This window comes from Sporosarcina luteola, assembly GCF_023715245.1.
Classification (GTDB): Bacteria; Bacillota; Bacilli; order Bacillales_A; family Planococcaceae; genus Sporosarcina; species Sporosarcina luteola_C.
On the sequence record NZ_JAMBNV010000039.1, the window covers coordinates 1 to 286 of the forward strand.

The 286-nt window shown below is 51.4% G+C and carries 1 rRNA gene; it reads left to right on the top strand.

The features are described 5' to 3' along the window. Positions 1 to 65: 65 nt before the first annotated feature. Positions 66 to 286: ribosomal RNA gene (locus tag M3152_RS18205) — 16S ribosomal RNA — on the top strand; the annotation flags it as partial.

Consider the following 286-nt stretch of genomic DNA (forward strand, 5'->3'; position numbering starts at 1 on the left):
TCTTCGGATTCAAATTGACATCTTAATTGATGCCAGCAAGAAACTCGAGCTACTCGAATTTCTCTATTATGGAGAGTTTGATCCTGGCTCAGGACGAACGCTGGCGGCGTGCCTAATACATGCAAGTCGAGCGGATTGATGGGAGCTTGCTCCCTGATTTCAGCGGCGGACGGGTGAGTAACACGTGGGCAACCTGCCCTGCAGATGGGGATAACTCCGGGAAACCGGGGCTAATACCGAATAATCGGTTCTTCCGCATGGAAGAACTCTGAAAGACGGTTTCGGC